Annotated in this window: 25 protein-coding genes; 3 read left to right on the plus strand and 22 right to left on the minus strand. The window is 35.6% G+C overall.

Annotated elements, in window-relative coordinates:
- Positions 1-36: 36 nt before the first annotated feature.
- Positions 37-1419, plus strand: coding sequence for a hypothetical protein (locus BN2390_RS09115; RefSeq protein ID WP_053984042.1), 1383 nt, complete (start codon positions 37-39; stop codon positions 1417-1419).
- A 116-nt stretch (positions 1420-1535) separates the two neighbouring features.
- Here the strand turns inward: BN2390_RS09115 and cls are convergent, their stop codons facing one another.
- From cls to BN2390_RS09215, 22 genes are all read right to left on the minus strand, one after another.
- Positions 1536-3074 carry a cardiolipin synthase gene (cls, locus tag BN2390_RS09120; protein WP_053984043.1) on the minus strand — a complete coding sequence of 513 codons (1539 nt, stop codon included), beginning with the start codon at positions 3072-3074 and terminating at the stop codon, positions 1536-1538.
- Between the two features lie 453 nt (positions 3075-3527).
- Positions 3528-3983, minus strand: a complete 456-nt coding sequence (locus BN2390_RS09125) for a cupin domain-containing protein (RefSeq protein ID WP_053984044.1) — start codon at positions 3981-3983, stop codon at positions 3528-3530.
- A gap of 5 nt (positions 3984-3988) precedes the next feature.
- A complete protein-coding gene (gene eutH / locus BN2390_RS09130; protein WP_053984045.1) occupies positions 3989-5074 on the minus strand; it encodes an ethanolamine utilization protein EutH in 1086 nt (361 codons plus the stop codon).
- A gap of 42 nt (positions 5075-5116) precedes the next feature.
- Positions 5117-5665, minus strand: a complete 549-nt coding sequence (locus tag BN2390_RS09135) for a BMC domain-containing protein (protein ID WP_053984046.1) — start codon at positions 5663-5665, stop codon at positions 5117-5119.
- Positions 5658-5933, minus strand: coding sequence for a EutN/CcmL family microcompartment protein (locus BN2390_RS09140; protein ID WP_053984047.1), 276 nt, complete (start codon positions 5931-5933; stop codon positions 5658-5660). Before BN2390_RS09140 ends, BN2390_RS09135 begins: the two co-directional genes overlap by 8 nt.
- Positions 5934-5946: 13 nt before the next feature.
- A complete protein-coding gene (locus BN2390_RS09145; protein ID WP_053984048.1) occupies positions 5947-6582 on the minus strand; it encodes a hypothetical protein in 636 nt (211 codons plus the stop codon).
- Between the two features lie 18 nt (positions 6583-6600).
- Positions 6601-7224 carry an ethanolamine utilization phosphate acetyltransferase EutD gene (gene eutD, locus BN2390_RS09150; protein ID WP_053984049.1) on the minus strand — a complete coding sequence of 208 codons (624 nt, stop codon included), beginning with the start codon at positions 7222-7224 and terminating at the stop codon, positions 6601-6603.
- 16 nt (positions 7225-7240) lie between these two features.
- Positions 7241-8050, minus strand: a complete 810-nt coding sequence (locus BN2390_RS09155; RefSeq protein ID WP_053984050.1) for a cobalamin adenosyltransferase — start codon at positions 8048-8050, stop codon at positions 7241-7243.
- 83 nt (positions 8051-8133) lie between these two features.
- Positions 8134-8421, minus strand: a complete 288-nt coding sequence (eutM, locus tag BN2390_RS09160) for an ethanolamine utilization microcompartment protein EutM (protein WP_053984051.1) — start codon at positions 8419-8421, stop codon at positions 8134-8136.
- A 72-nt stretch (positions 8422-8493) separates the two neighbouring features.
- Positions 8494-9495: an aldehyde dehydrogenase family protein gene (locus tag BN2390_RS09165; protein WP_053984052.1), complete on the minus strand. Its 1002-nt coding sequence runs from the start codon at positions 9493-9495 to the stop codon at positions 8494-8496.
- An 11-nt stretch (positions 9496-9506) separates the two neighbouring features.
- Positions 9507-10205, minus strand: coding sequence for an aldehyde dehydrogenase family protein (locus BN2390_RS09170; protein WP_053984053.1), 699 nt, complete (start codon positions 10203-10205; stop codon positions 9507-9509).
- Positions 10205-10846, minus strand: coding sequence for a BMC domain-containing protein (locus tag BN2390_RS22245; RefSeq protein WP_082238707.1), 642 nt, complete (start codon positions 10844-10846; stop codon positions 10205-10207). The genes BN2390_RS09170 and BN2390_RS22245 overlap by 1 nt, the downstream gene beginning before the upstream one ends.
- 3 nt (positions 10847-10849) lie before the next feature.
- Positions 10850-11503 (minus strand): ethanolamine utilization microcompartment protein EutL, encoded by a 654-nt coding sequence (gene eutL, locus BN2390_RS09180; protein ID WP_053984054.1) that lies wholly within the window; start codon positions 11501-11503, stop codon positions 10850-10852.
- A gap of 14 nt (positions 11504-11517) precedes the next feature.
- On the minus strand, positions 11518-12417 hold the full coding sequence (gene eutC, locus BN2390_RS09185) for an ethanolamine ammonia-lyase subunit EutC (RefSeq protein WP_053984055.1): 900 nt from the start codon (positions 12415-12417) through the stop codon (positions 11518-11520).
- An 18-nt stretch (positions 12418-12435) separates the two neighbouring features.
- Complete coding sequence (locus BN2390_RS09190) at positions 12436-13800, minus strand: ethanolamine ammonia-lyase subunit EutB (RefSeq protein ID WP_053984056.1); 1365 nt, start codon at positions 13798-13800, stop codon at positions 12436-12438.
- A 29-nt stretch (positions 13801-13829) separates the two neighbouring features.
- Positions 13830-15263 carry an ethanolamine ammonia-lyase reactivating factor EutA gene (eutA, locus tag BN2390_RS09195; protein WP_053984057.1) on the minus strand — a complete coding sequence of 478 codons (1434 nt, stop codon included), beginning with the start codon at positions 15261-15263 and terminating at the stop codon, positions 13830-13832.
- A gap of 25 nt (positions 15264-15288) precedes the next feature.
- Positions 15289-15732, minus strand: coding sequence for a EutP/PduV family microcompartment system protein (locus tag BN2390_RS09200; RefSeq protein ID WP_053984058.1), 444 nt, complete (start codon positions 15730-15732; stop codon positions 15289-15291).
- Between the two features lie 2 nt (positions 15733-15734).
- Positions 15735-16085 carry an ethanolamine utilization microcompartment protein EutS gene (gene eutS / locus BN2390_RS09205; protein ID WP_053984059.1) on the minus strand — a complete coding sequence of 117 codons (351 nt, stop codon included), beginning with the start codon at positions 16083-16085 and terminating at the stop codon, positions 15735-15737.
- Positions 16086-16095: 10 nt separating this feature from the next.
- Positions 16096-17229: a 1-propanol dehydrogenase PduQ gene (locus tag BN2390_RS09210; protein WP_053984060.1), complete on the minus strand. Its 1134-nt coding sequence runs from the start codon at positions 17227-17229 to the stop codon at positions 16096-16098.
- A 24-nt stretch (positions 17230-17253) separates the two neighbouring features.
- Positions 17254-17388, minus strand: coding sequence for a hypothetical protein (locus tag BN2390_RS22250; protein WP_271012979.1), 135 nt, complete (start codon positions 17386-17388; stop codon positions 17254-17256).
- 215 nt (positions 17389-17603) lie between these two features.
- Positions 17604-17789, minus strand: a complete 186-nt coding sequence (locus BN2390_RS21380; RefSeq protein WP_082238709.1) for a 4Fe-4S binding protein — start codon at positions 17787-17789, stop codon at positions 17604-17606.
- Positions 17779-18039 (minus strand): hypothetical protein, encoded by a 261-nt coding sequence (locus BN2390_RS09215; protein WP_053984061.1) that lies wholly within the window; start codon positions 18037-18039, stop codon positions 17779-17781. Before BN2390_RS09215 ends, BN2390_RS21380 begins: the two co-directional genes overlap by 11 nt.
- A 163-nt stretch (positions 18040-18202) precedes the next feature.
- Between BN2390_RS09215 and BN2390_RS09220 the strand changes: the two genes are divergently transcribed.
- On the plus strand, positions 18203-19081 hold the full coding sequence (locus BN2390_RS09220; protein WP_053984062.1) for a DUF4405 domain-containing protein: 879 nt from the start codon (positions 18203-18205) through the stop codon (positions 19079-19081).
- 83 nt (positions 19082-19164) lie between these two features.
- The gene (locus tag BN2390_RS09225; RefSeq protein ID WP_053984063.1) at positions 19165-19626 is read left to right on the plus strand and encodes a DUF3888 domain-containing protein; all 462 of its coding nucleotides are present in this window, start codon (positions 19165-19167) and stop codon (positions 19624-19626) included.
- The last annotated feature ends 18 nt before the right edge of the window (positions 19627-19644 follow it).

Below are 19644 nucleotides of genomic sequence, written 5' to 3' on the forward strand. Positions count from 1 at the left end.
TCATTTCCTTATTATGGAAAATCGGAGGCATCTTAGATGGTTGAGCTTACAACACTACATCTTATTTTTTCATTATTCCTTGGTTTTATCATTCTGTTTTTAATTACGCGACAAGACACTTCTCTTATTTGTATTGCAGGGGTATTTGCCTTGGCACTTGTTGCGACAGGTACTTTAACAGGTTCTATATCTGGTATATTTAATAGTTTTAGTTATGCCATAAAAGAACTGACACCTACAATCTTAGTCATCTCTGTTATTGTAGCTATGAGCAAGGTGTTAGAACAAACAGGTATTATTGACGTTATGGTTAAACCTTTTGAAAAACTTATGAAAAATGCGAACGTGACCTTTTGGGTTGTTGGTATTCTAATGATGATTGTCTCTTTCTTCTTTTGGCCCTCTCCAGCTGTTGCTTTATTAGGTGCTGTACTTTTGCCACTTGCTATTAGATCTGGTCTTCCTCCTATTGGTGTTGCTCTTGCAATGAACCTATTTGGTCATGGTATTGCCCTTTCCGGAGATTTTGTTATTCAAGGTGCACCTAAAATTACAGCTGATGCAGCGGGGCTTCCTGTTAGTGAAGTTGTATCAGCTTCTGTTCCTCTTGTTATTGTTATGGGGGCAGTCACAACCATTACAGCCTTTATTATGCTTAAAAGAGATATGAAACAAGGTAAAATCGATACAACACCTACTGTTAATGCTGAAGTCAAAAAGGAAGCCGGGCTTCTTAAATCATGGCAAAGACGCCTATTTGCCATTTTAATTCCTATCATTTTTGGATTAGATATTGTAGCCATGTTCTACTTTAAGCTTCAAGGTGGTGATGCAACTGCTCTTATTGGTGGTACAGCTGTTATCATTCTCCTCGTTTTATCTATGCTCACTTATAAGAAAAAAGGGCTAGAAAAGGTTACAGAATCCTTTATTGATGGTTTTCAATTTGGCTTTAAGGTTTTTGGCCCCGTTATTCCTATTGCAGCCTTTTTTTATTTAGGCGATTCAGGTTTCTTCCAAATTCTTGGTAATGCCTTACCTGCAAACTCAACAGGTATAGTCAATGACTTAGGTTTAGCGCTTGCACATAGCATGCCTATGAACTCTGGCGTTGCTGCTGGTACTCTAACATTAGTAGGTGCCATCACCGGACTTGATGGCTCTGGATTTTCTGGTATATCTCTTGCCGGTTCTGTTGCAGCTCTTTTCTCCCACGCTATTGGTGGAGGTGCAGCTGTCCTTACTGCCTTAGGTCAAGTTTCAGCTATTTGGGTAGGTGGTGGTACACTTATCCCATGGGCACTTATTCCTGTAGCTGCTATTTGTAATGTAAGCCCATTTGAACTAGCACGTCGTAACCTTATTCCTGTTGTTGTCGGCCTAGTTGTTACTACAATTGTTGCTATGTTTTTAATTTGATATAAAATGTAAAAAGGCAGACTAACTTTCCATACTAGAAAGTTAGTCTGCCTTTTTATAAAGCCTATTGGCAAAAAGTTATACGCTTTTCTCTACATCCTACAACCTTATACTTACTACATAAGTGGTGCAAAAATACGAAGTACAGCACGTCCCAATTTTCTATACCATTTAACATAGTGAGATTCTGCTAAGGTTACTTCTTTACATACTTTTAGTGTTTCTAAATAGTCTGCTTTCACATCCATTACGGTATCTGTCTTATAGAGCCATACGCCACATTCAAAATGTAAATAGAGGCTTCTATAGTCTAAGTTAATTGTACCTACTACACTATAAAGATCATCTACAACAAATGTTTTTGCATGAATAAAGCCTGGTGTATATTCATAGATTTTAACACCACTTTCAAGCAATACATCATAATAGGCTCTTGTTACGGCATGTACATACCATTTATCTGGGATGTGTGGTGTGACAATCCTTACATCTACACCTGATTTTGCTGCTACACAAAGTGCTGTAATCATTTCATTATCAATAATCAGGTAAGGGGTATTGATATAAACATATTTTTTAGCTCTATTGATAAGATTTAAATAGACCGTTTCACCTACTGCCTCATGATCATGTGGACTATCTGTAAAAGGTTGAACATATCCATTTGCCTGAACCACTTCTTTCATATGCACATGGGGACGATATATCTCGTAATCCTCATCTGTATTTGCAATATAGTCCCATAATGTAAGGAACATGTTGGTCATACTCCATACACCTTCACCTTTTAACATAATCGCAGTATCTTTCCAATGCCCATGTTTTTCATAAGCATTAATGTATTCATCTGCTAAGTTGATCCCACCTGTAAAACCTGTATGGCCATCTATAACCAGAATTTTACGATGGTCACGATTATTAAACCTAGCAGATAGAATAGGAACAAAAGGATTAAATACTTGACATTTAATACCCATTTTTTCTAACTTTTTGTTATATCCATAAGGTAGGGTTAAAATACACCCCATATCATCATAAATGACACGTACATCCACGCCTTGCTTTACTTTTCTTTCTAATATTTCAAGAATACCATCCCACATTACACCTTCTTGAATAATAAAATATTCCATAAAGATATAGTGCTCTGCTTTTTCCAATTCTTCTTTCATACGCTCAAATGCTATTTCACCCAATGGCAAATACTCTGTATATGTATTTTTATAAGGTGGACATAGCGCATAATCACAAATATAACGTGATTGTGTTGAAGCTGTTTCACTTACACTCTTAATCTCATTCCATACAGGGTCTTCTTGTTTCAGTAATTTAGTCATTTTATTTCCAATACTACTCATCTTTTCTCGCTGCTTTTTACTTAGTTTGTTTTCTCCAAACATAACGTAGAAAAGCCCACCAAAGATAGGAAATAAAAGAATCAATATAATCCATGCAATCTTATAACCTGGGTTGCTTTTATTACTAATAATATATAAAACAACACCTGCACTTAACAAGAGACAAAAAGCATAGAAATAAACAAAATAACTATTGAATTTCCAAATCATTCCAATCAATATTGCTGCTTGAATTGCTATAAACGTTCCAACGATAACTACACGATGTAATAGAAATTTAAGTAATTTTCTTAGCATATTTCCTCCTATTGTTCTAATAACTCATATCAAACTTAGAACTTATTTTAACTATTATAACTTCTCTATATGAAGTTTGTTATAATCCAAAATAACCTTTTAATCGCTATTTTTAGACTATACCTATCATATTATATTTTTACTCTATCGTCTATAAAATTAATTTTGATAAGTATCACAGACTAATCAGTCTTTGTTCAAAAATCTATCACTTTCTATTTCTATACTCAGTATTATCAATCTATCGTAAAAATAATCCATATTTATTTAGGAGGTTTATTATGCATTATACTAATGAGATTTAACTATATGTGAGATTGCTACATATGCTACTGATTCTGTAGTTAAAATCACTACTGAAACCTTTACTTTTATTTTATTCATTAAAGGCAGACTAGAATATATTAAATATAAATAAAAAGGCTATTGCATCATTGCAATAGCCTTTACTTTTTAACCTTGGTTTGCCCAGTCAGCAGGATACGTTACATAGATAAAACGTGCATAATCTGGAACAGAGAATTTAATGGTTGAGCCTTTTGGAATAAGGATAAGTTCTCCCGGACCTGCTGTTACTGTTTTACCATTTATAATAATGCTTAAGCTTCCTTCAATTACATAATCAATCTCATCATAGTTAAGTGTCCAGTCAAATGTAGTATGTTTCATTTCCATAATACCACATCCAAGTCTTGGGCTTTCCTCAAGAGTAAATAAATCCTTTGTATAAACGATATCAGAAGGAACACCAGTATCCATACGATCATTTTCGCTTACCTTAATTTGTGGTACTTTTACAGCCATAACACCTGATGCTACTTGACGTTCATTACAGCATCCTGTACCAGATAATTTTTCTATTAAAACTTCTTTGATAAGCGCTTCAAGTCTACTTTTATCTAAATCCATTGAATTTATTCCTTTCCAAGTGTTTTATTTGCAATAAACATAGCTACAAATATAGCTGTAATACCGCCTACTAATTTACCAACAATCATAGGAAAAATCATAGCTGGATTAAATCCTGCTGTAAATCCTAAATGGTCACCAAAGACGAAAGCTGCAGAAACTGCAAAGGCAACGTTTAGGATTTTACCACGATTATCCATATCTTTCATCATCCCAAACATAGGAATACTATTGGCTAAGCTGGCTACAAGACCTGCTGCAGCTACATCATTCATTCCCATTACTTTACCTAATTTCATAAGTGGTGTCTTGAATACCTTTGTAATTACATAAACAAGTGGGAATGCACCTGATAATACAATAGCAATATCTGCTACAATCTCAAATCCTTCACGAATTGGATTCATACCTGGTATAAGTACGATACCTGTAAGTTGTTCCACAATACCAGCTGCAAGACCAATTGTAATAACAGCTACAACAAATTTACCAAAATAGGTAAAACCTTTAATCATGGCATCTTCAAATTTCCAAAGTCCGAGTGCAATTAAAATTGCAAAGATAATGATTGGAACAAGGTTACGAATAACCATCATGAATGGGAATCCTGCCACAAGTCCACCTACAAATGAGCCAATAGGAATAGTAATTACACCAGCAAGTACACCTGTTGCTAAATATTTACGATCTTGTTCTTCAATAATTCCTAAAGCTACAGGAATAGTAAATACAATAGTTGGACCAAGCATTGCCCCTACAATTAAACCACCAAAAAGTCCTGCATTTGGGTCAATTGCAAGTGCTTGTGCAAGAGGTGCACCACCCATATCATTAGCGATAAGTGAACCTGCAAACATGGCAGGGTCAGCTCCTAAAAATCCAAAAATAGGTACGACAATAGGTTTTAAAAGTGTTGCAATTACTGGCGCTAAGGCAATAATCCCAACCATTGAGATAGCAAGAGCACCTATTGCCATAATACCTTCTTCAAATTTTTCTCCTAAACCAAATTTGTTGCCAATAATTTTATCTAATGCTCCTAATACTGCAAAAAATACCATGATGTAAATGATAATTTCATTAATACTCATAGGGTCTTCACTCCATTTAAATTGTTTTTGTAAGATTTTTGCTTAAACTAAGAATTTGGTCATTTCTTCACTAGGTGAAGGAATAATTGAGATATTGGTACGTTCTGTTTGATTAAGTGCAAGTTTAGCCTCTTCAAAGCCATATTCTATACTACTCAAAGTGCCTGTTATCATGTAGACGAGCTTTCCTCCTATGCCAAAAGCGAGTTGTAGTTTTATTAATTTCACATCACCTGCTTTTAATGCGCGGTCTAATGCGCGGATTCCAGCACATACCTTACTTGTCTCCATAATACCTATAGCATCATGTATCGTCTTTGATTCATATTTATTTTTAAAAGCTTGAATAATGGGCGTACTTACAGCATGTACCTTAAAACTATCTACTAAAGTACCATCTGCTATATCTTCACCATAATCAATCGCTACATTCACTTCACCTTCATCACCAGTAACAACCACTAAAAACTTTCCAGGACAAATGGTTTTAAAATAAATAATTTCTACACTTGCTTTTTTTACTACCTCATTGGAGACTTCAATGCCTTTACTTATGCTTCGAAATTCTAAAGCACCTATACTTTTATTCATAATCTAACACCTCAATAGAATCTACAATGCCTACGACTGCACTATCTATAGGTGCCTTTGAATTTCCAACTGCATGTCTAGCCCCTCCACCATGTGAAATAAGAACTAGGTCTCCAACACCTGCTCCAACAATGTCTGATGCAACAACAAATCCATCACGCTCATGTTCTTTATCTAAAAGAATCTTTATGGCAAGAAGTTTTTGTCCATTTAAGTTTTCATCTTTTTTAGTGGCCCATACGTTGCCAATAACTCTTCCAACGTCCAATTTAAGTCCTCCCCTATATCTTTTGTACACTCAAGTGATGTGTGCGTATAAATTCCTCTGCTAAAGGTGTAATCTTACAATGAGATGTTAATTCTAATGTATCATAAAATCCTACTCTCGCTGCAATCAGATCCTTTTCTAGTAAGAATTTTTTTTGAAATACATGAGTCTTTTGTTTTGTTTCTTCTAAAGGTTGTATCTCTTCTTTTCGCCAAGTTACACATTCACTTGTGTTTTTGATTATACGAACCCCATATTGACGTAATGTACTTTCATATTCATGATAAAGTGCATATAACTTGAGAGGGGCTGTATCTTTAAACTTTCTATATTCAAGACCTCTTTCTAATAAAAAGACTTCCTTACCTTGTAAAAGCATCTCTAATATAGTTTGTTCCAAAGGTGTATCATAATATCCTAAAGCAATATGAGTCATTTGAGGGATAGTAAGTTCACAAAGTAGCAATTTATTGCCATTCATTTCTTTTGAAAAAGGCAAAAGCGTATAGTGCTCCAGCATCTTTTCCTCTTCATTTGTTAATACTCCCATGACCATAAGAGGATTACTTATATTTGTTTTGCAAAGCTCCTTTGAAAAACGTTTACATATTTCATTCACAATGTCTTCAATAAGTGCTTCTCGTTCCATAAGTCACCTACTTTCTGATCATTTTAGAATAATTCCAAAGCTATCCTTATTATAGCCACAGCAATTTGCTTCATCATAATCAATATGCATATAGGTTCTAAAATTTTTATTAACACGTATAACCGTATCTTCAAAAATGACAGGACGTTCACCCGTTACTTTAACTTTAACAATTTCTCTGTCTGCTACATTAAATTTCTTTGCATCTTCAGGTGTCATATGCACATGACGTTTTGCTACAATCAATCCACGATTTGCACTGACTGTCTTATCTCCATTACAAATTGTAATACCTGGGGTATCTATAATTTCTCCACTTTGTCGTATAGGCACCTTAATCCCAAGTGATAATGCATCAGTAGACGAAACTTCAATTTGTGTATCCCCTCTGAGTGGCCCTAATACAATAACATTATTAATCGTCCCTTTAGGCCCTACAATCGATACACGTTCTTTACAAGCATATTGTCCTGGTTGAGATAAATCTTTTATTTTTGTAAATTCATAGCCTTCGCCAAATAGCGTTGCAGCATCTTTCGCACTTAGATGAACATGTCTACCTGATGCTTCTACAGGTATAAACACTTCTTTTTTGAGTGCTTCAATCACTGCATCTGCAATGGCATTTGAAAGTTGTGTCATAATATCTCCTTTCTAACTAAGATTCCTTATAGCGGTCAGTTAAATATTTAAACATCATTATCCAAAATAGTGAAGATAAACGGTTAAAAGCTTTTATAATATCTTCTCGTTCAACTTGTCCATATTCATTACTAAAAGCTTTATAGGCTACAAGCTCTGCCTCTCTTGTAAGCGTACGTAATTTATTCAGATAAACAACGATTTCACCTTGTTTATAATTGGGCAAGAAATGACGCATGCCATAATATTGACTTGGATGATGTGAATGTTGACGTAATTCCTCTGCACTTAATCCTTGCAAATTAAATTCTCCAACGGGTTCACCACTTACTTCACAACGTAATAAGTTTCTGATGAATCGTATAATTTCTTCTAAGTCTTTAATCATTTGCTTCAAGCCTTGTTTTTCAGCTATAATTTGCACAACTAATATTTCTGCTTCTAGTGAATCAATAGCACCTCTTAAAGCAATACGCGGATGATCTTTAAAAACTAATACATTTCCTCTTAAATGAGTCATATGTTCCGGTTTAGTCGTTAAAGTTGCTCCAAAAAGCGTCTCATACGTTTCTTCTTGTGATGCCATCTCTTTCACTTCCTTTTTATTTCCTCCATCTTTAGATTCATGATGATTTTTCTGTTCTATTAACGTGTCTTTTGTATCATCATCTTGACCTTTTATCTTAAGCTTAATACCCTTTTCCATTAAATAGGCACGTGCCGCAGGGGTAACAATTTGTTTCGGTTCTAGATAGAGGGCATCTTTTTCTTTTAGCTCGTGGTGAGCGAGCATCATTCTAATGGCTTCTTCAGTTAAAACAGACATACTAGACCTCCACCCTATTTATTATCCCTATAAAGGAGAAGCTTGCTTTGTACAAACTTCTCCTTTATAGAGTTTTCCCTTACTTAGGCTTGTGGTCCTTTTGGAAGGATAACATCCACTTCTTGATGTGGTCTAGGAATAACGTGTACAGAAATAAGTTCACCAACACGTTCTGCTGCTGCTGCACCTGCATCTGTTGCTGCTTTAACAGCACCTACATCTCCTCTTACCATTACAGTTACAAGACCACCGCCTACTTGTTCTTTGCCAACAAGTGTTACATTGGCTGCTTTAACCATTGCATCTGCTGCTTCGATTGCACCTACTAAACCTTTTGTTTCAATCATTCCAAGTGCATTTGTATTTGCCATTTTGTTTTCCTCCTAATTCTGCATGAGTGATAAAAATAGTAATACGCTGTTAGTATTCTACCTTTTCACCTTTTATATTAATTCTTGCATAATTTTTTTAACGATTGCATCTACCATAGCTTCTGAGTAATCACCTTTGTTACAGCAACCACTTCCACTTGGTGCTTCTTGTCTAATTTCTTCTAATTCTTTTGTACCATAAGCAACACGTTTAATATTGATGACATCAAGTGGTCCAATATTATTAGAAGATGAACTTCCACCTACAGCGCCACATCCAAGTGTAAGTGCAGGGAAAAGGTTCGTTGTTGCTCCAATACCACCAAGCGCACCTGGTGTATTAATTAAAATACGAGAAGCTGGTACACGAATTGAGAAACGTTTTACAAGTTCTTCATCATTTGCATGCATACAGAATGTATGACCACTACCTTCAAAATGAAGAATTTCTATACATTTTTCAAGAACTGCTTCTACAGAGTCTTCTACATAAAATGCTAGGATTGGTGCAAGCTTTTCTCTTGAGTATGGTGCTGCGTGTCCTACTTTACATTCACGTGCAACAAGTACACGACTAGAAGCTGGTACATTTGTGAGCCCTGCAAGTTTAGCAATATGTTCAACACTTTTTCCTACAATTGCTGGATTCATGGAACCATTTGGTCGTAAGATAAAGTGAGCAAGTTTATCACTTTCTTCTGCATTAAGCATATAAGCACCTTGTGCTTTAAGTTCAGCTGTTACTTTTTCTTCCATGCATTTTTCTACAATAATAGATTGTTCTGATGCACAAATTGTACCATTATCAAATGTCTTAGAATCTAAAATACGTTTAACAGCTAAATGTATATCTGCACTTTTATCGATATACGCTGGACCATTTCCTGCTCCTACTCCAATAGCAGGTGTACCTGAAGAATAAGCTGATTTAACCATTGCTGGTCCACCAGTGGCTAATATAAGACGTGTGTAATGGCTCTTCATAAGCTCTTCAGTTGCTTGCATTGTCGGAACTGTAATAATACCTATCGCACCTTTTGGCATACCAGCTTTTTCTGCTGCTTCACTAATCACTTTAACGGCTTCTAATGTTGCATTTTTTGCACCTGGANAGCTGGACCATTTCCTGCGCCTACTCCAATAGCAGGTGTACCTGAAGAATAAGCTGATTTAACCATTGCTGGTCCACCAGTGGCTAATATAAGACGTGTGTAATGGCTCTTCATAAGCTCTTCAGTTGCTTGCATTGTCGGAACTGTAATAATACCTATCGCACCTTTTGGCATACCAGCTTTTTCTGCTGCTTCACTAATCACTTTAACGGCTTCTAATGTTGCATTTTTTGCACCTGGATGAGGTGAGAATACAATAGCATTACCACCTTTTAGAGCAATTTGTGCTTTATACATAACAGTTGAAGTTGGATTAGTAGAAGGAACAATACCTGCAATAACCCCAACAGGAACACCAATATCAATGGTTTTATTTGCCTTGTCTTCTGCTAAAATACCAATTGTTTTTTCATCTTTAATTGCTTCATAGATTACTTTTGAACCAAAAATATTTTTAATGACTTTATCTTGCCATAAACCAAACCCTGTTTCTTCGTTGGCCATTTTTGCAAGGCGTTCTGCGTGTGCATATCCTGCATCTGCAATCGCTTTAACAATACGATCTATTTGTGTTTGGTTTAATGTAGATAGTTGTTGTTGTGCTTGGTACGCTGTTTTCAAAAGATTACGTACCTCTTGAATGGATACTAAGTCTTTATCTAATAACTCCATTAAACTTCTCCTTCTTCACGTTGATAATAATCACTTAAAATACTTATAAGATCTTGTTTTTTGGTAGCATTGAGTTTTTTAGCAGGTATATCAATACCCTTTTCTACAACAAGCGCTCGTAATTCAGAATTACTCTTTGCCTCAAGACCTATAATACGTTCTTCTACTACCTTAGGCGTTTTCTTTTCTATCTCATCTTCAGCAAGGTCATCTATTTCCACTTCTTTACTTGTTGGCATCTTTGGAGGAAGTATAATTTTTACTTCTTCATCAGATAACGTCTGAGTTTTAGTAATCGTTGTGTTATCTTTTTGCATGCCTTTTTCGCTAAGAGATATTTGACCTTCGGGTACCTGTGGTATTGTCTTAAATTTGAGAACAGTGTCAAACAAAGACGCTTCTACTCTTGGAATAACATGCGTCGCACGAACCATTCCAACTCTAGCTGCTGCCATTCCACCCGCTTGCACAGCGGCTTGTACAGCACCTACATCACCCAAGATTTGTACCGTCATAATTCCACCATCAACTTTAGTAATGCTTGCTAACTTTACATTGGCTGCTTTAAGAGCAGAATCAGCTGCTTCAATAGCTGTTGGATAGCCAATGACTTCAATAAGACCTAATGCCTCTGTGCGCATGAATTAATATTCCTGTGGATTGTCTGCAACGGATCTTACTGCTTCTGCAAAAGCACTGCATGCAGCATTGCAAGCGGATTGAGAACCTGTTAAAAGTCCACCACCAAAGTTAGTTTCAGATGGAGGTCCAAAGAATTCTACTAAACGTACATCTGCTGCTTTCATAGCTGCATCAAGAGCATAAATTGATTCAAGTGGTGGTGCGATAAGATAAGCTAAAGGTTCACCTTCACTAATGCCTGCAACTTTTGAAAGATAAGTGCCTGTACGAGATACAGTATGTGCATAATAAACGATAGAATCATCTTCATTTGCACTTGTAAAATGTGCACCATCTTGCATAAATGTAAGCGCAGCTTTAAGCCCACTTCTTACTTCTGCTGGACTTGGTCCACCTATAATACCAATTACTTCTCCAGCAAGTTTTGTAGAAGCATTACCTGCGCCTGCATACATAGAACGTGCATATACTACATCTACGTCTGCATCTTTTGTTGCTTCATCAAGTGCAGTATAAGTGACATCGTCCATATCAGCTGTAATGATACCTAAACTTTTATGTCGAGGTCCAAGATCTAATTTTTTCGCAAGTTCTGGACTTACGTTTGAAATCATGCGTACCCCTAAAATGTTAGGGCGTATTTTATCGTTCTTCACGTTATAAACCTCCTCTATTTAAGGTTGATACCTGATGCTTTCTTATCTAGCATCTTCTTAATAAGTTCTGCAGTATGTGCACCTGCTTCAACTGGTGTTGTACCACCTTTATGAATGTTAGAAATAACTGTACGATTTGCTTCTGGTAACCCATGGCGTGGTTCATAAGCAATATAAGCTGACATAGATTCAGCTGTTACAAGACCTGGTCTTTCACCAACAAGCATACAAATAACTTCTGCACCTGTAATTTGTCCTATATCATCCATAGCACCTACACGGGCATACTTGATGAAAAGAATAGGCCCAACTGTAATGCCATACATTTGCAACCCTTGTTTAATAGATGGAATCATATCTTCTACGTTCGCTTCAATAGCTGAAGAAGAAAGGCCATCACCTACAATAATGAGTACTTTTGGATTTTGCCCACAAGTTTTCTTAATGATTTCTTTTTCTTTTTCATCAAAACGACGACCAAGGTCAGGTCTTGTTAAATATTCATCTTTGTCTTTACAAAGTGTTTGGACAAAAACAAAGTCATTTTTCTTGATAAATTCTTCTGATACATCTGAGAATACTGCATCTTGTGCTGCAGCATGATCAGCACGTACACGAAGCATAGTCGCTGTACGATATCTTGCTCCTGCTTTACCAATACCCAATCTAGCTGGTGTTTTACTTTTCATTTCAAGATAAGCATCTTTATTTTTTGCATTTTTGATTAGAAATTGTTTTTTAAGGTCAATTGCAGTAATGTCTTCAAGGCATCCGCTACGGTCTATATGACTTTCATTATAGCTAGATTCATTTGCTTTTGTTGGAGCAGATACTGCTGTAGGGGTTGCTGTTTCTTTACCAATCATTTGATCTACAAGTTGTTCTACCATTTTTCTTAAATCTTGTTCATTCACGTTTTATGCCTCCTTTACCTAGAACAATATTGATGCGTCGCCAGCTCTTTCTGTTAAATGGCCACGTTCGTCTACGAAGCCCATTTTAAGAAGCCATTCATGGAATGGTTTAATGGCTGTTAAACCAAACATTTCACGAAGTGCTGCTGTTTCATGGAATCCTGTTGTTTGATAGTTAAGCATAACGTCATCACCATGAGGAATTCCCATAAAATAATTACATCCTGCTGTTGTTAAAAGAACAGATAAGTCTTCAATACTGTTTTGATCTGCTTTCATATGGTTGGTATAACATGCATCGCATCCCATTGAGATCCCTGTTAATTTACCCATAAAATGATCTTCAAGACCTGCACGGCTTACTTGGCGCCCGTCATATAAATACTCTGGTCCAATAAACCCAACTACAGTGTTTACAAGGAATGGGTCAAAACGTTTAGCAAAACCATAACATCTTGCTTCCATTGTTACTTGGTCAGTATCAAAGTGCGCTTCTGATGAAAGTTCAGATCCTTGACCTGTTTCAAAATACATAACGTTTGGTCCTTCAGCTGTACCTTCTTTAAGTGCAAGTTGTCTTGCTTCTTCAATTGTTGCAGCATTAAAACCAAATGCAGTATTACCTTTTTCAGAACCTGCTATAGATTGGAAAATAAGATCTGCTGGTGCACCTTTACGGATAGCATCCATTTGTGTTGTAACATGAGCAAGTACACAAGTTTGAGTAGGAATTTGGAATTTTTGTTTAATCTCTTCAAAGCGTTTAAGCACACGTACAACGCTTTCTGTAGAGTCATCTACAGGATTTAAACCAAGAAGTGCATCCCCTGCACCATAGGTAAGTCCCTCAAGAAGTGACGCCATAATACCATCTGGATCATCTGTAGGATGATTTGGTTGGAGACGGTTAGATAGGGTACCTGGCATACCAATAGTCGTATTACAATGTTTTGTAATGCGAATCTTTTGTGCACCATAAATTAAATCCATATTAGACATTAATTTTGCAACAGCAGCAACAATTTCAGAAGTTATTCCTCTTGATGCTCTTGTAATATCTGCACCTGTTGTTTTTTCATCCAGTATCCATTCTCTAAATTCAGATACTGTCATATGCTTGAATTCATTATAAATCTTTTCATTAACGTCATCTTGAATAATACGTGTTACTTCATCTATTTCGTAAGGTACTGCAGGATTATTACGTAAATCCTCTAATGTAACATTGGCAAGAACAACTTTTGCTGCCACACGTTCTTCAGCAGATTCTGCTGCAAGTCCAGCAAGTTTATCTCCTGATTTTTCTTCATTTGCTTTTGCCATGACTTCCTTGAGTGATTTGAACTCATAAGTGTGTCCAAATAGTTTTGTTTTTAAGATCATTGAGATCCTCCTTTCACAATTTCACACCTTTAACTAAATACTAATGTTTTAACTACAACAGGTAAGACACTTCCTTCAGCAATAGGGCTACCAATATCAATATAATCACCATTATCTAGCTTTACGCTATCTAAGCAGATCACATCTTTTTTGTACTGGAGTAAGTTGTACATACTTTGTCCTAAAGCTTTTGCCATATCTTCTTCCACAATAATAATGAGCGGTAATTCACGTTCAATCAGTTCTTGCATACCTCTTACTAATCCTCTTGCATAAGTTTGTATATCATTAAAACTTGGATTAGCTTTACCTTGTAGCGCTACTGCTACACGTTGTAAGTCTCCCTCTAACTTAAACCAGTCTAGTTTTTTGTGTAAAGCATGTACTAATGCTTCTTCACCTTCTGTCTCTTCATCAAGAGCTAATTTTAAAATAGGTAAGTTTTTAATTGGAAAGACATTATTGGTATACGTAATGGTACTTCCACTTATTTCTGTTGTGTGTGTCCCTGCCCCTACTACTGTCGCACGAATGGTTTCTGTGCTCCTTACAAGTTTTAGCTTTTGGCATAAAGAGGATGCTTTAATAGCTTCTCCTAATAGGATGCCAATGTCCCCGAATTTAAAATCATCGTCTATTTCCCCTTCATAATAAACATAATCAGCCACACCACCAGAGAAAGAAATACATTCTATAGGCACACTAAGTTCAATATTTTTATTTGTCATAATAAAACTTAATAGATTGTCTTGCTTGCGAAGCCCTACACTTTGTTCAAGTACTTCTACCATGATCTCTAGTATAGGTTTCAAATTTTCTCTAGTAGCAATAGTGCCTATGGCAAGTCCCAAGTTTCGCTCATGAATGAGTCTTTCATATTTTGGTGCGATATACGTAATCTTATGCGTACTTGGGTCAACTTTAATGAGGCGACCGCCTACATCTAAACATCCTGTCTCTTTAACATCTCCTCTTAAAAAGACAGCTAAATTACTTGTCCCACCTCCAATGTCTATATTGACAACACTTGTACTGTGGTCCTTAGAATACAGGTGCGCCCCTGCACCTTTCCCTGAAATAATACTTTCAAGGTCTGGTCCAGCAGTAGCTACTACAAAATCTCCAGCTAAGCCACTTAATGTATTCAGTACTTCAGCGGCATTTTCTTTACGTGCTGTTTCTCCTGTAATAATGACTGCACCTGTATCAATTTTAGAGGGTTCAATACCTGCTTTTTTGTATTCACCTTCTATAATTGAACGGACTTGTGGTCCATCAATTTCATGAATTGATAGTAGAGGTGTAAAGTAAATCTCACTTCTATAGATAATTTCTTTATCTACAATAACAATGCGTGGGACTGTATAGTTTGATGCCATATTTTCTACAATTATTTTAGAAAAGATGAGCTGAGTTGTGCTGGTACCAATATCTATACCTACACTTAAAAGTTCTTCTCTCACTCTTCCTCCTCCTTAGTAATGCACCTTATCCCTTTAATACTTCTTGTAGATACGTAAAAAGTGGCTCAATGCCTACTCCATCTACTGTATCTACTTTAAAGATGTGACTAGCACCTCCAGCCTTTAGTCCTTCTTCTACTTTGATCATTTGTTTTTCATCTGTTATAAGATTAATCTTTGTGATAATACCAATCACTTCTTTAGCAAAACTCCCTGCAAAAGCTGGTGGAATAAAATGATCATAGGCTGTTGGGTCTGCCACAAGTGCAATAATTTTTGCATCTACAGCACTCATGATTAATGCACTATAATAATGACGATTTTCTAGATATTCACCAGGTGTATCAATTGCATTCTCATAGAGTTCTACAGCTTGAGTCTTTTTATACTTTATTTCTAATTCATTAAGTTTTTGACAAAGTGTTGTTTTGCCACACCCTGTCTTACCAATAAAAATAATACGCTTCATTTTTAAGTCCTTGTTATATTCGTAGGTGTAAAACCTAGTATATTTTCGAGTACACGTAAAATATCGTTCATAGCAGCTTCTACAGAACCTACATCACCAGAAAATACAAGTGCACCACTAAAACGGTCTATAAATCCTATCCGTATATCTGAAGCTTTTGTGGCTACATCTGCAGCTATAATCGCACCTTCACTTGGTGTAATGGTTAAAATGCCTATAGCTTCTATATTTTCATCTATGAGTCCTAGTTTTTTATAGATCTCATCTGTTGGATGTGCAATGACATGAGCCAATGTAACTTGTTTCCCTGGTACAAATTCTTGAATAATACGCTGTTTGGGTTCAAATTCCATTTTCTAACTCCTAACTTGTAATTTGATGAATAATTTCTAAAACATCTCCTGTTGTCGCTACACGTGGATTGGTTAGTATACATGCGTCTTCTAAAGCACCTTTTGCAATATCTTGTTTAAATTCTTGAATACTTTCAGTTGTAACATTACATTCCTTTAGACTCATTGGCATTTTCATTAACTTTTGAAGCTTAATAATTTCAGCCACAAAGTTCTTTACAAGTGCACGTGTATTAACACCTTGTATACCAATAAGTTTTGCAAGATTTGCATATTTCTTAGCTGCTACTGTATACTCTTTAGGGTTAAATCCATCAATATGTGCGTTGAATTCAATCACATAAGGTAATAAGAGTGCATTGGTACGTCCATGAGGTATATGCAACTTCCCACCAATATTATGAGCAATTGCATGATTGATCCCAAGAGAAGCTAGATTAAAAGCAATACCAGCTAAACATGATGCATTATGCATTTTTTCTTTTGCTTCCATGTCCTCTGCACTTTCATAGGAACGTCTTAAATACTCAAAAACAAGTTCTACAGCTTTTTCAGCTAATGCATCAGAAAAATCTGTTGCTTTTGTTGAAACATAAGCTTCAACTGCATGTGTTAATACATCCATACCTGTATCTGCTACAATAGCCGCTGGTACACTCTTTACAAGTTCAGGTTCTAAAATAGCTACATCTGGTAAAAGGCTATCTGATACAAGAGGATATTTGACACCTTTTTGTTGGTCAGTAATCACTGCAAATGAGGTTACTTCAGAACCTGTTCCACTTGTTGTTGGAATCGCGATAAAACGCATATCATTTAGATTTCCAATTTTCTTAGAGAAATCCATAATAGCTTTTGCTGCATCTATAGATGATCCTCCACCTAATGCAATCATTGTATTCGGTTTAAAACCTAGTACTGCTTCTACACCTTTTGTAACAAGTTCCATTGGCGGGTCTGGTACAACTTCACTAAACACCTCATAATTCCCGTCCTGCAAACGTTCAGTTATTTTATTAATCATTCCAGACTTAACCATAAAAGGATCTGTTACGATGAATACTCTTTTACCTTTCAAGCTCTCTAAATATTCTAATGCCCCTTTGCCAAATTTAATTTTGGTTGTAATTTCAAAAGTCTCCATGTTCATCATCCTTAATGTGTTTAATTATAAGAAATCATCTTCTTCTAATTCATTAGTGTACAAATCATCTAATGTAAGTCCTAATTCACTACACATTTCTAAATGAGAGCCATAGTGGGTATCCAGCATCTCTTGATAATAATCATGTATTTTAGGCATAATTTCACCTCCTTTGGTTAGTATGTCACTTTTTAGAAAAATATACCTAAAAAAGTGATTTAATGACATTTTTTATTTTTCACATATAACCTTGTTAGTTTCTTACTAGAATGGATTTTATATACTTCATTTTTCTTATTTTCTCATTAATATAAAAAATAGGTGAATAAAAGGCTACTAAATCTTTTAGTTTAGTAGCCTTTTATTCACCTATTTTATTGAACAGTTTCTTCTTTTATATATTTACGCCAACATCTTGAAACACAACGTCCACAGCGTATACATTTGATCTGATTAATACTATAAGGATTGCCCCGACTGATGCAATGAACGGGACATACCTTCTTGCATGCCCCACATCCATTACACCTTGCATCTATACGATAGTGCTTATTCTGCATCAAAATCTACATGAATGATGCCATCTGGTGTATTAATATTGATATAAGCTAAGTTAAATTCATCATCCATAATATCAATTTTATATTCAAAGAAAACATCATCTTCTACCTTAGACATAAAGATATAAGAACCATTTTCTTTGCCTTCAATCTCATCACAAATCTCATCATAGATGGCCATCCCATTCACAGCACCATCATATCCCGCTGCTTTAATTTTTTGTTCTATTGCTTCATAAATGGCTTCCATAGTCCACCTCTTTCTTATTCATTTCAACAATAGTCTACTTCTAACCCTTAAGTCTTGTCAACACTCTTTAAGATTCATTTTCAGTTTTTCCTCAAGACTTCGTCACTTGTCCATCACATTTCATCTTTATTCTTTCTATATAACACGCTAAGGAGGAATTTTTGTGAAAAACAAAAACTGGCTTAAAATCATTCTAGATTGTATCATGGCTATTCTTTTAATACTTATGTATAACAAACGTGTCATTAGCATGTCTTTCCATGAAGTTGGAGGACTCTTTGTCTGTGGTCTTTTTATTATACATACATTTATCAATTGGAAATGGATCAAAGGTGTTACCTCAAAACTCTTTTCAAAGCAGCTTCCTTTAAAAACTAAGATAAGTTGGATCATTAACTTCTTGCTACTCTTATGTACCCTCTTTATTGCTTTGAGCGGTATTATGATTTCTAAAACAATCTTCACCTCTATAGGTACCTCTTCGATGTTCTTTAAAATAGGTCATCAAGTCATCCCTGCCTATATGCTTATTTTAATAGGACTTCATGTAGGCTTACATTGGACATTTATAAAAGGTATGTTTAAAAAGATCATCAATCTACCAGAAGCTCTTACCAAACCACTTGGACTTCTTTGTATGATTATCCTTTTATTACTTGGTAGCTACAATATGGCAACTTCTAGTTTTGCTAAATGGATGGCTATGCCTTTCCAAATATCTACCATGTCCAAGTCTGGACAAGGTGAAAAAGGTAATCGTCCAGAAGGCGAACATAATGAAAATATGCCTTCAAAAGACAGTATCAAAGAAGATATATATCGTCAAGATGGTAAACATAGTAAAGGTGATATACCAACCAATATGGCTGATGGAAAAGGGAGTATGCCATCTCAAGGTGGGATGACAAGTACATTCTCTGTGGGACAGCTCATCAATGTGCTCTATACCTACTCTACCATTATAAGTGTTTGGGCAATTATTGCTTATTGGATTTCTAAGCTTCTTCATCAACTCCATAACAAAAATAAAATCTCTAGTTAAGCACCAGAGATTTTATTTTATATTCCATGAATTTATATTTTAAATCTACGTATACTATTTTATAAAGTTTTTAGAGGTGCTTTATGAAAAAGTTAAATGTCTTGTTATTTATTTTGTTATTGTGTTGTTCGACTTTTGTATTTGCATCATCTGCTCCTACGGATACAAAAGCTGGTATACCCTATCCTTACACGCCTGCAGAAGGTTCTATAGAAGAACTTTATAAAGATATGCTTGTAACTACTTTAGATCCTGTGATTTCTGCTGAAATTGAAAAGCAATATGGCATGCCCTTACTTTATGGACTTTACGATGTAGATTTTCTTCACATAGACAGGGAAGCATACCGTGGTTTTTCATTTATACTTAAAGTACGTGTTAAGCCGTTTGTAGGTCCTCATAATACTATAGGTATTGATGAAATCACTTTATCCATTACACCTGCTGGAATTAAAGTAGAAAACTTTGCACATAAAAAATCCTTTGAAGTTCCTGATTATAAGAAGGATAATTATCCTAATCTTAAAATGCCACCTATTTCATAATTCCTAGCTACATTTAAT

The sequence above is a fragment of the Niameybacter massiliensis genome (assembly GCF_001282685.1).
Taxonomy (GTDB): Bacteria; Bacillota; Clostridia; order Lachnospirales; family Cellulosilyticaceae; genus Holtiella; species Holtiella tumoricola.

What these genes read in the sequence shown, in the direction of transcription:
- BN2390_RS09115 (WP_053984042.1), top strand. Translation starts at nt 37, where the DNA reads ATGGTTGAGCTTACAACACTACATCTTATTTTTTCATTATTCCTTGGT.
- cls (WP_053984043.1), bottom strand. Translation starts at nt 3,074, where the DNA reads ATGCTAAGAAAATTACTTAAATTTCTATTACATCGTGTAGTTATCGTT.
- BN2390_RS09125 (WP_053984044.1), bottom strand. Translation starts at nt 3,983, where the DNA reads ATGGATTTAGATAAAAGTAGACTTGAAGCGCTTATCAAAGAAGTTTTA.
- eutH (WP_053984045.1), bottom strand. Translation starts at nt 5,074, where the DNA reads ATGAGTATTAATGAAATTATCATTTACATCATGGTATTTTTTGCAGTA.
- BN2390_RS09135 (WP_053984046.1), bottom strand. Translation starts at nt 5,665, where the DNA reads ATGAATAAAAGTATAGGTGCTTTAGAATTTCGAAGCATAAGTAAAGGC.
- BN2390_RS09145 (WP_053984048.1), bottom strand. Translation starts at nt 6,582, where the DNA reads ATGGAACGAGAAGCACTTATTGAAGACATTGTGAATGAAATATGTAAA.
- eutD (WP_053984049.1), bottom strand. Translation starts at nt 7,224, where the DNA reads ATGACACAACTTTCAAATGCCATTGCAGATGCAGTGATTGAAGCACTC.
- BN2390_RS09155 (WP_053984050.1), bottom strand. Translation starts at nt 8,050, where the DNA reads ATGTCTGTTTTAACTGAAGAAGCCATTAGAATGATGCTCGCTCACCAC.
- eutM (WP_053984051.1), bottom strand. Translation starts at nt 8,421, where the DNA reads ATGGCAAATACAAATGCACTTGGAATGATTGAAACAAAAGGTTTAGTA.
- BN2390_RS22245 (WP_082238707.1), bottom strand. Translation starts at nt 10,846, where the DNA reads ATGCGCACAGAGGCATTAGGTCTTATTGAAGTCATTGGCTATCCAACA.
- BN2390_RS09190 (WP_053984056.1), bottom strand. Translation starts at nt 13,800, where the DNA reads ATGATCTTAAAAACAAAACTATTTGGACACACTTATGAGTTCAAATCA.
- BN2390_RS09200 (WP_053984058.1), bottom strand. Translation starts at nt 15,732, where the DNA reads ATGAAGCGTATTATTTTTATTGGTAAGACAGGGTGTGGCAAAACAACA.
- eutS (WP_053984059.1), bottom strand. Translation starts at nt 16,085, where the DNA reads ATGGAATTTGAACCCAAACAGCGTATTATTCAAGAATTTGTACCAGGG.
- BN2390_RS09210 (WP_053984060.1), bottom strand. Translation starts at nt 17,229, where the DNA reads ATGGAGACTTTTGAAATTACAACCAAAATTAAATTTGGCAAAGGGGCA.
- BN2390_RS22250 (WP_271012979.1), bottom strand. Translation starts at nt 17,388, where the DNA reads ATGCCTAAAATACATGATTATTATCAAGAGATGCTGGATACCCACTAT.
- BN2390_RS21380 (WP_082238709.1), bottom strand. Translation starts at nt 17,789, where the DNA reads ATGCAGAATAAGCACTATCGTATAGATGCAAGGTGTAATGGATGTGGG.
- BN2390_RS09215 (WP_053984061.1), bottom strand. Translation starts at nt 18,039, where the DNA reads ATGGAAGCCATTTATGAAGCAATAGAACAAAAAATTAAAGCAGCGGGA.
- BN2390_RS09225 (WP_053984063.1), top strand. Translation starts at nt 19,165, where the DNA reads ATGAAAAAGTTAAATGTCTTGTTATTTATTTTGTTATTGTGTTGTTCG.